Source organism: Pseudomonas sp. KB_15, assembly GCF_052114525.1.
Taxonomy (GTDB): domain Bacteria; phylum Pseudomonadota; class Gammaproteobacteria; order Pseudomonadales; family Pseudomonadaceae; genus Aquipseudomonas.
This window is the reverse complement of sequence record NZ_JBFREX010000028.1, coordinates 45,226-54,237: the sequence shown is the minus strand read 5'-3', so window position 1 is coordinate 54,237 and position 9,012 is coordinate 45,226. Positions and strand designations below refer to the sequence as shown.

11 protein-coding genes and 1 pseudogene are annotated in these 9,012 nt (G+C 58.0%); 5 read left to right on the top strand and 7 right to left on the bottom strand.

Annotated elements, in window-relative coordinates; genetic code table 11:
- Positions 1-223 precede the first annotated feature (223 nt).
- Positions 224-445, bottom strand: a complete 222-nt coding sequence (locus AB4Z35_RS20535; protein WP_007994800.1) for a YgdI/YgdR family lipoprotein — start codon at positions 443-445, stop codon at positions 224-226.
- Positions 446-521: 76 nt separating this feature from the next.
- On the bottom strand, positions 522-1,124 hold the full coding sequence (gene mobA / locus AB4Z35_RS20530) for a molybdenum cofactor guanylyltransferase MobA (protein ID WP_116264800.1): 603 nt from the start codon (positions 1,122-1,124) through the stop codon (positions 522-524).
- 81 nt (positions 1,125-1,205) lie between these two features.
- Between mobA and moaB the strand changes: the two genes are divergently transcribed.
- On the top strand, positions 1,206-1,745 hold the full coding sequence (gene moaB / locus AB4Z35_RS20525) for a molybdenum cofactor biosynthesis protein B (RefSeq protein ID WP_007990181.1): 540 nt from the start codon (positions 1,206-1,208) through the stop codon (positions 1,743-1,745).
- Positions 1,729-2,955: a molybdopterin molybdotransferase MoeA gene (locus tag AB4Z35_RS20520; protein WP_442099044.1), complete on the top strand. Its 1,227-nt coding sequence runs from the start codon at positions 1,729-1,731 to the stop codon at positions 2,953-2,955. Before moaB ends, AB4Z35_RS20520 begins: the two co-directional genes overlap by 17 nt.
- 64 nt (positions 2,956-3,019) lie before the next feature.
- Here AB4Z35_RS20520 and AB4Z35_RS20515 read toward each other — a convergent pair whose 3' ends face one another.
- Positions 3,020-3,334: a hypothetical protein gene (locus tag AB4Z35_RS20515; protein WP_442099042.1), complete on the bottom strand. Its 315-nt coding sequence runs from the start codon at positions 3,332-3,334 to the stop codon at positions 3,020-3,022.
- 189 nt (positions 3,335-3,523) lie between these two features.
- On the opposite strand from AB4Z35_RS20515, the pseudogene AB4Z35_RS20510 reads away from it, so the two are divergent.
- Positions 3,524-3,748: pseudogene (locus AB4Z35_RS20510) on the top strand (lipid kinase YegS); the annotation flags it as partial.
- Here the strand turns inward: AB4Z35_RS20510 and AB4Z35_RS20505 are convergent.
- The 3 genes from AB4Z35_RS20505 to AB4Z35_RS20495 form a co-directional block, all read right to left on the bottom strand.
- Complete coding sequence (locus tag AB4Z35_RS20505) at positions 3,732-4,391, bottom strand: response regulator (protein ID WP_442099040.1); 660 nt, start codon at positions 4,389-4,391, stop codon at positions 3,732-3,734. The pseudogene AB4Z35_RS20510 and the gene AB4Z35_RS20505 overlap by 17 nt on opposite strands.
- The gene (locus AB4Z35_RS20500; RefSeq protein ID WP_442099038.1) at positions 4,388-5,281 is read right to left on the bottom strand and encodes a sensor histidine kinase; all 894 of its coding nucleotides are present in this window, start codon (positions 5,279-5,281) and stop codon (positions 4,388-4,390) included. The genes AB4Z35_RS20505 and AB4Z35_RS20500 overlap by 4 nt, the downstream gene beginning before the upstream one ends.
- 465 nt (positions 5,282-5,746) lie before the next feature.
- On the bottom strand, positions 5,747-6,217 hold the full coding sequence (locus AB4Z35_RS20495; RefSeq protein WP_442099036.1) for a hypothetical protein: 471 nt from the start codon (positions 6,215-6,217) through the stop codon (positions 5,747-5,749).
- A gap of 464 nt (positions 6,218-6,681) precedes the next feature.
- On the opposite strand from AB4Z35_RS20495, the gene AB4Z35_RS20490 reads away from it, so the two are divergent.
- Both AB4Z35_RS20490 and AB4Z35_RS20485 read left to right on the top strand, forming a co-directional pair.
- Complete coding sequence (locus AB4Z35_RS20490; protein ID WP_442099034.1) at positions 6,682-7,617, top strand: chemotaxis protein CheV; 936 nt, start codon at positions 6,682-6,684, stop codon at positions 7,615-7,617.
- 171 nt (positions 7,618-7,788) lie between these two features.
- Positions 7,789-8,595, top strand: coding sequence for an MOSC domain-containing protein (locus tag AB4Z35_RS20485; RefSeq protein ID WP_442099032.1), 807 nt, complete (start codon positions 7,789-7,791; stop codon positions 8,593-8,595).
- Between the two features lie 85 nt (positions 8,596-8,680).
- Here the strand turns inward: AB4Z35_RS20485 and ppnP are convergent, their stop codons facing one another.
- Positions 8,681-8,965 carry a pyrimidine/purine nucleoside phosphorylase gene (gene ppnP / locus AB4Z35_RS20480; protein ID WP_007940055.1) on the bottom strand — a complete coding sequence of 95 codons (285 nt, stop codon included), beginning with the start codon at positions 8,963-8,965 and terminating at the stop codon, positions 8,681-8,683.
- Positions 8,966-9,012 lie beyond the last annotated feature (47 nt).

The window sequence follows — 9,012 nt, the reverse complement described above, 5'->3', positions numbered from 1 at the left end:
GCGTTCGGCTGCGAAGCAGTCGTAAAATCAGTCATTGCGGTACGTCAGGCAGACCGCGTCAGCTGGACTCACGACTGCTATGCAGCCGAACGCAGCCTCGCGGGCTCGGCAGCTGCTACAAAGGGTGTCGCGGCTAACTGACTGGCATTACCCTGAAACGCTGTTCTTCAGACGTGAAAAAGCCCGCATCAAGCGGGCTTTTGTGTATTCGGCGGCGCCAGGATTACAGCTCTTTAACGGTACGAACCTGGTCTTTATTGATGCGGGTCTGTTTGCCGTCGAGCTGTTCGAATTCGTAGAAACCGGAATCCTTGTCGAACTGTGGCGTGTCGACGGCCTGGATTTCGCGACCGTCATTCAAGGTGATCACCGTAGGCGATGCACAACCGGCGAGAGTTGCGAGGCCGAGTGCGAGCATGAAAGTGGCGAGGGTCCGTTGAGTCATGTGTGTGTCTCCGAATAAGAAATCTTTGGTTACTGAACCTGAGACGTGCACCGTCCGTGCAAGTTCCTGATGAAAGTCAGTCTGACACAGTGTTATGACCGCTTAACAGTTCCGGCGTGTTGAGGTTGGCCAGCCGAGGGTCGTTGTCGGGGCATTGCAGCGCTGTCGCGCCGAGGTTGCGCATTAACCGGCCAGGGCTGCGTTCACCTTCGTTCCAGGCATTCTCGAACGCCGCCCTGTGTTCCACGGGAATCACGCACAACAACGGCTCCCAGTGATTGTCATGGCGCACCATCAGCGGTTTGTCCGGATGCAGGTTGGCGGTCTCGCGCATGTTGCCGATCAGTGCCGCATCAATGCCCGGAACGTCACATGGCAGGACCAGCAGATGAGTATGGCGAGCCGCTTTCAGACCTGCGCGAATTCCGGCCAGAGGCCCGGGGAAGTCACCCTCATCATCGTGGACCAACTGGTCGGCGTAGGGCCCATACTTTTCAAGGTTACGATTGCAGGAGATGATCAGGTCATCGGTCAGCGGACGGGTCTTGCGATGCAAGTGTGCAATCAGCGGTTCACCGTGCCAGTCCAGCAAGCCTTTATCCCGCCCCCCCATACGTTGGCCACGTCCGCCCGCCAGGAGCAGAATGGAGCAGGGTGGCAATTGTGAATTCGTGGTCATGGCAGGTCTCCATGGGAGCGGCGAAAAAACGGAGCGCTGTGATATAACACCGGGCTGTTTCTCCTACAACTGGACGAGCCTATGAAAGCCAAGGCTGATGTACCTTTCGCACCGCTGAACATCGCAGTGCTGACTGTCAGCGATACCCGCACACTGGAAACCGACACCTCGGGTCAGGTTTTTGTCGACCGCTTGACCGCTGCCGGACATTACCTGGCGGCCCGGGTGTTGCTCAAAGATGACCTCTACAAAATTCGCGCGCAAGTTGCCAACTGGATTGCCGACGATGTCGTGCAGGTTGTGCTGATCACCGGCGGAACCGGTTTTACCGGGCGTGACAGCACGCCGGAAGCCGTCAGCTGCCTGCTGGACAAACAGGTTGACGGATTTGGTGAACTGTTCCGCCAGATCTCGGTTGCCGATATCGGCACCTCGACCGTTCAGTCCCGGACTTTGGCCGGATTGGCCAACGGCACACTGGTCTGCTGTTTGCCGGGTTCGACCAATGCCGTGCGCACCGGTTGGGACGGCATACTTGCCGAGCAGCTGGATTCGCGGCATCGCCCGTGCAATTTCGTGCCTCACTTGAAACAGGCGGCGCCTTGTGAATCCCGCGGGTAAGCCTGGCAAGGCTGGCAGTCTGATGCCTGTCGAGCTGGCGTTGGCGCGCTTGCTGGAAATGGCCGAGGCCTCAAGGATTGTCGAGCGTGAACGCTTGCCGTTGGCGCAGGTACAGGGGCGTGTACTGGCTGAAGATCTGGTATCGACGCTTGATCTGCCGCCCTGGCCCAACAGCGCCATGGACGGTTATGCCTTGCGCATGGCTGACTGGACGGGAGAGCCGTTGGTGGTCAGTCAGAAGGTGTTTGCCGGTCAGGCCCCCGATCCATTGCAGCCAGGAACCTGTGCGCGCATTTTCACCGGCGCGCCTGTTCCCGCCGGTGCCGATTGCGTCGAGATGCAGGAAAACGCCGAAGTTCAGTCCGATGGGCGAGTACGTTTCACTGGATCCTTGACCCAGGGCCAGAACATCCGTCCGCAAGGCCAGGAAACGACCATCGGCGAGTTGATTCTGCCGGCAGGTACGCGGCTGGGACCGATCGAGCAAGGATTGGCTGCCTCCTTGGGATGCGCTGAGCTGGAAGTGGTTCGCAAGGTACGTGTGGCGGTGCTGTCTACCGGCGACGAATTGATTGAGCCCGGGCAGACGCTGGGGCCGGGACAGATCTACAACAGCAACCGGGTGTTGTTGTGCAGCTGGTTGCAACGTTTGGGATGTGAGGTCGTCGACGCGGGGATTCTTCCGGACAATCTGGAAACCACTCGCTCCCGATTGGGTGAATTGAGGGATGTCGACCTGATCCTCTCGACCGGTGGTGTATCGGTAGGAGAAGCCGATTTCMTGGGCATCGCCTTGCGCGAAGAAGGCGAATTGACGCTGTGGAAACTCGCCATCAAGCCCGGTAAACCGCTGACGTTCGGACATTTTCGCGGTGTGCCGGTGATCGGCTTGCCGGGCAATCCGGCATCGACCCTCGTGACCTTTGCTTTGTTGACCAGGCCCTATCTCTTGCGTCGTCAGGGTGTGGAAGACGTTGAGCCGCTGAAGGTGCAGGTGCCGGCGGGGTTTGACTGGCTCCAGCCCGGCAATCGGCGTGAGTATTTGCGTGGACGGCTGGAAAACGGCAGGGCGACGATCTACAAAAACCAGAGTTCCGGTGTGCTGCGTAGCGCTGCCTGGGCTGATGGACTGGTAGAAGTCCTGGAAGGTCGCACGCTGGTGCAGGGCGACAGCATTTTCTTCATTCCGTTGAGCGAAGTCCTGAGCTGATGGCTTCGGCGGCTTAGCCGCACAAGACCCGGTTGCTTGAACCGGGTCTTGTGTTGAAGGCAACTCAATGCGCCAGAAGCAATGAAATAACCTGCTCGAAACGGCTATTGGCGATCCAGCCAAGGAGGCCGAGGATGACCGCTGTTCCGCCGGCGGAATAGGCAAGCCTGTGCTTGATGGATTTGACGTCATCCCGGGCTTCTTCCATGTCCCTGCGAATGCACTTGAGGTGTGTTTCCAGCTCGGTGACGCGAGGTTCCATATCAACTTCTCCCGTGGCTTTCATGCTGTTGCGGCATTCAGCTCGATGGCCTGTGATTTTATTATCTGTGAGCGGCAAGACCGAAATGGCCGGTGATGCGAGGTTTTGGGGTTGCATGGCACGTCCTTGTGATGTYCTGCTGTAACCCCAAGGTCTATCAATTCAGATTTCTGGTCAATTGAGCCGATTCCTCACGTTTTGTAAGAAAAATCCTGCCGTGTCGTTTTGCCTGGAAATAATTCATTTTCTTGCGACTTTTAACGGGGGGGAGGTCAACGAGACTGGCAGGAGGTGGACGGGACGTAGAAAAACCTGCTGACCGAAGGCTTCGGCATTGACAGCATGTTGGTCCGTGCGCGCCTGCCCCGGGTCGAGATCAAGGTCTCGGAAGGGCTTTATATCAATCTGGATGGTGAGCCGCTGGAAGGGGATAACCTGCGTTTCTCGGTTCGCTCAGCGGCGCTGCTCGTGGATTTACCTGAGGATTCGCCGCTATTGAATGCCAGTGAGGCGACTAGTCATCAAGGCTGATGATTTGTTCGCGCACCGCAAACAGCACCAGGCCGGCCACATCGTAGATCTGCAGACGCTTCATGATCTGCGAGCGGTGGGTTTCGACGGTCTTGATGCTCAGTCCCAGGCCGTTGGCGATCTCTCGGGTGGATTTTCCGCGAACGATCAACCGCAGGATTTCCAGCTGACGTGCCGTCAGGTTGTGCGAGTCGGCAGGTTCGGGCTGGTGCTTCTGGTTTCGGCTCAACGCCTGATTGATCACCGTGTGGGCAATGGCCGGGCTCAAATAACGCTCGTTGTTGCGCAAGGCATCCAGCGCGTGCTCGAGTTCGGTCGCCGTGGTGTCCTTGAGCAGGTAGCCGTGGGCTCCGGACTCCAGAGCCTGCATGATCAGGTCCGGGTCGGTGTGCATCGAGAGGATCAGGACCTTGCTCTGCGGACGCACTCGCTTGAGCTGCTGCAAGGCTTCGAGGCCGCCGGTCTGGCGCATCGAAATATCCAGCAGGACAATATCGGGGGACAGATGCCCGACCATTTCGAGCAACTGCGAGCCGTCATTGGCCTCACCGATGACGGCATAGCCGGGCAGATCCATTACCAGGGCGCGCACRCCAGCCCTGATCAGCGAGTGGTCATCCACCAGTAGTAAATTACAAGTCAATGCATAACCTTATTCGGGCTGGCCCGTTCGAGCGCACGGGGCGCCCAGGGAAAAAGAGCTTCGATTCGAGTGCCTTTGCCCGGCTCGCTGGTAACGGTCAGTGTACCGCCCAGTTGATCGATCCGTTCCGACATCCCGGCCATACCGCGTTGCCCTTCGCGACCAGGGTCTGGTGCGGGAGCGAAGCCCTGACCATCATCGCTGATCTGCAACTTCAGGCCTTGGGGCAGGCGCTGCAGGCATACCAGCAGGTTTTTGGCCTGGGCATGTCGCAGGATGTTGGTGACCGCTTCCTGGGTGATACGGAAAGCGGCCACGGCCATTTCCTCCGGTATGCCGGTCAGGCGCTGCTGGCATTCCAGGCTCCAGTGCACCGGGGTGTTGGCCAGGGTCTTGAGCAGGTGCGCGCGCAGACTGGCTTCCAGCCCAAGGCTGGTCAACTGCCGGGGATTGAGAATGGCGGATACGTCACGAACTTTGGTCAGGGTTTCTTCCAGTGTGTCGCAGAGGAGCGAGCATTGACCCTGGAGTTCTTCGGGCATTCGGCGTTTGAGCCAGTCACTTTGCAGTTTTGCAGCGGTGAGCAATTGGCCGATATCGTCATGCAGTTCCCGGCTCAGCCGGTGACGCTCGTTTTCCTGAACCTGCAACAGCCGGTCGGCCAGTTCCTGGGGCTGGAATTTGATGGATTTGCGCGAGAGGCGGTACTGCACCGCAACACTGGTCAGTGCAGCTACGTTGAGCGCCAGCAACGCCAGGGGCAACGGAATGGACAAGCCATAGACCAGCAAACTGCCGAGCGTCGAGCAGGCGCATAGCAATAGCGTGAATGTGCGTGCACTTTCTCGGGAGGGTGGCCACATGGCGATTGACTTGAGACTGGCGTGCATAGCGGATGGAGCCAATGGATGTACGCTGCGGGCTGACCGGTCATGCTGGCTGACAGGCCCCTGGTTTTTAATGTGGAGCGTCGACTTCAACGGGATCTAATCTTTTTTGTTGGAGAAATCAGCCCCAGGCTGTCCGACTGCAATCACACTGCCATTAATTGGCGCCAACTAACAGGCGGCATAGTAGCACTTAAGATACCGTTGGTCGCGTTCGTATGTATGTCTGAAAGGTCAGGAACAGGGCGATGGTTCCATACTGAACAAGTTGGTTGTTGCGGTCGCAAGTTGACGATTGTCCCTGGGTTAATACCTTGGTGAAGACAGGCACGTAACTGTCGATGGGAATTAGTGTTTGTTACAAGATGTCGTTTATGGCTATGAAGTATTCATTTGCGACATGTGCGCACTCAAGTTGCAGCGCGGTATTGATAACCAAAACACACCTTACGGCATGGTTTGGCAAGTTCAGGCCTGTCGTTCCGAATGGGATACGAGGGTGAACGGCCTGGAATTGACCGGTGGTTGAAATCGGCTTTGCCCTACCTGAAAGGCAAAGGCTTCGATCAGGGTGACCTGCTCGCTGTCGTCGAGGCTGAGTTGCCCGGTGGTCTGGTCGATGAGTTCGAGTTGCCAGGCAATCAGGGTCAGGCAGTCTTTCAGGGCACCCAGCGCCTCGTCGTGCAGGCTCATCGTGTTCTGTGCGTGGTTCAGCAGGCCATGAATATGTAGAGAAAATTCAGACACGGCCGCCAACGCCAGGGCATCGGCCTTGTTGGCCAGCTTGAGCAGTATGCTGAGCATGCAGTCGATGGCGTCCTTGTCATTGCTGATCAACTGCAGATGACTCAGGCATTCCTCGGTTTTAGCCAGGAGTGTTTCAGCTTCGACGAGAAACTCCGGGAGCCGCTGGGCCCACTCTTTACGGTCGTTCGGCATACTTATCTCCACAACGTCATGTCAAATGAGGGGATATCGTGTGTGTCGACGAGGGCGGTCGGAACCCCGGCATTACCGAGTCGTCGGGTAAACGAACTGCGGCTGGCCCGGAAGCAGGCTGGGGAACACGCGAGGGTGGTTGGCCACTGACCTGCGATCGCACACAAAAGCCTGACTCCGTTCATGCAATGAGAATGGCGTCACATTAATGGCTATTGGATATGGCGAATATCAGGTTGCGCCTGATTGTTGATAGGGGAATCCCTTATGCAGCGGAACTTTTCGCGCGAACAGGGGTCGCGCTGGCGCAGAAGTGCAGCAGATGTAATCACAGCGTCAGTAAAGCATGATGTTAATGTGACATCAATGGCCGTGCGTGGCATTTTAGAGAGGGTCAAGCTTCGGCAAAAACAGCCGATAACCTTCTTTAAGTGAAATCATCCGAACAAGACCAGGAGTCATTGATGGCCGGCATTCTCGACACGGTAGACCAACGCACGCAACTGGTGGGTGAGAATCGCCTGGAAATTCTCATGTTCCGGCTCGCGGGACGGCAATTGTTCGCGATCAACGTCTTTAAAGTACAGGAAGTCTTGCAGCTGCCAAAGTTGACGCTGATGCCGCAGCGCCATCCTTTTGTGTGCGGCGTGGTCAACCTGCGTGGCCAGACCCTGCCGGTGATCGACCTGTCCCAGGCCATTGGCATGCGCCCATTGGTGCCGGGGCCTGGCAGCACGATCATCGTCACCGAATACAACCGTTCGGTGCAGGCCTTCCTGGTCGGTGGCGTGGACCGGATCGTCAACATGAACTGGGAAGCCATCCTGCCACCCCCGAGCAGTGCCGGCCGCCAGCACTACCTGACGGCCATCAGCAAGGTCGATGATCAACTGGTGGAAATCATCGACGTCGAAAAAGTCCTGGCCGAAATCGTCCCGTACAACGCCAAGGTCTCCCGCGACAAGCTCGAAGATCCGGTGCTGGAACGCGCCCGTGGCCGTGAAGTGCTGCTGGTGGACGACTCGAACGTGGCCCTGGCGCAGTTGCGCGATACCCTGGGGCAGTTGGGCGTGAAGATGCACATCGCCAGCGACGGGTTGAAGGCCTTGAACATGCTCAAGGCCTGGGCCGATACCGGCGTAAACATGACTGAAAAACTGCTGATGGTTTTCACCGATGCGGAAATGCCGGAAATGGATGGTTATCGCCTGACCACCGAAATCCGCAACGATCCGCGTCTGCGTGGCTTGTACGTGGTGCTGCACACCTCGCTGTCCGGCAGCTTCAACGACTCGATGGTGAAAAAGGTCGGTTGCGACAACTTCCTCTCCAAATTCCAGCCGGACAAACTCGTCGATGTGGTGCGCCAGCGCCTGATGCTTGACGAAGTGCCGGCCTAAGCGGGGCCTGCACAACMTGTGGGAGCGGGCTTGCTCGCGAAGGCGTCGGCACATCCAACACTGATGTGACTGATACACCATCGCGAGCAAGCTCGCTCCTACAGGTTTTGCTCTTTGATTCGGTGATCAAGCTCGTATAGGGTGGCGTTTTTGCCTACCAGGGAGCTGGCCATGTTGCGTCTGAGCGCGCTGTATCGTTATCCGTTGAAGTCCGCCAAGGGCGAGACGCTGCAACAGATCGGTCTCGATAAACTCGGGCTGGACGGCGATCGCCGCTGGATGCTGGTGGATGAGGCCAGCGGGCGCTTCCTGACCCAGCGCGCAGTGGCGCAAATGAGCCAGTTGTCGGCGTTGTGGAATGCCGAGGGTGGCTTGACCCTCAGCGCGCCGGGGCATTCGTCGATCGATATTGCCTTGCCTGGCAGCGATGCAGAACTGCGTGGCGTGACGATCTGGCGCGATACCTTGCGAGTCCCCGATGCAGGCGATGAAGCAGGGGCCTGGGTCAGCGAGTTTATTGGTAAACCGACCCGTCTGGTGCAAGTGCCGCTGGATCGGGCGCGGATGACGGAGGCCGGTTACGGCAAGGATGACGATCAGGTGGCGTTCGCCGATGGCTATCCGCTGTTGCTGATTGGCCAGGCCTCCCTCGAGGACTTGTCGCAACGGGTCGGGCGTCCGTTGGAGATGCTGCGTTTCCGGCCAAACCTGGTGATCGAAGGCAGTGAAGCGTTCGCCGAGGACGGCTGGAAGCGCATCCGTATCGGCGAGGTCGAATTCCGCGTGGTCAAGTCCTGTTCACGCTGCATCCTGACCACCATTGACCCGCAAACCGGGGAGCGCAGCGACGACCGCGAACCCTTGGCAACCTTGCAGAAATACCGTTCGCAGGAGGACGGCGCAATGTTCGGGCAGAACCTGGTCAACGATGGCAACGGTCGACTCGAAGTCGGCATGCCGGTGGAGATCCTCGAGTAATTTTCCACAGAATAAAAAATGCCCGTGTCGAAAAACACGGGCATTTTTTTTGGCGCTGGCTTTATTTTGCTGAAGCCCCGCAGGTTTAGCCGCGGTATTCGCACAGGTAAGCGGTGTCGACGGCCACTTTCAGCTGGAACTTGCTGTTGGCCGGCACGTTGAACTGGCTGCCGGCGGCGAAGGTTTCCCAGTCGCTGCTGTCCGGCAGTTTGACGGTCAATGCGCCGCTGACCACGTGCATGATTTCACGCTGGCTGGTGCCGAATTCGTACTCGCCCGGAGCCATGACGCCGATGGTCGCTGGACCTTCTGCGGTGCCAAAGGCGATCGACTTGACGGTGCCGTCGAAGTACTCGTTGACTTTAAACATGGGCGATTCCTCGAAAAGGGCTAAAAAGGGCCGGCCAGTATGCACAA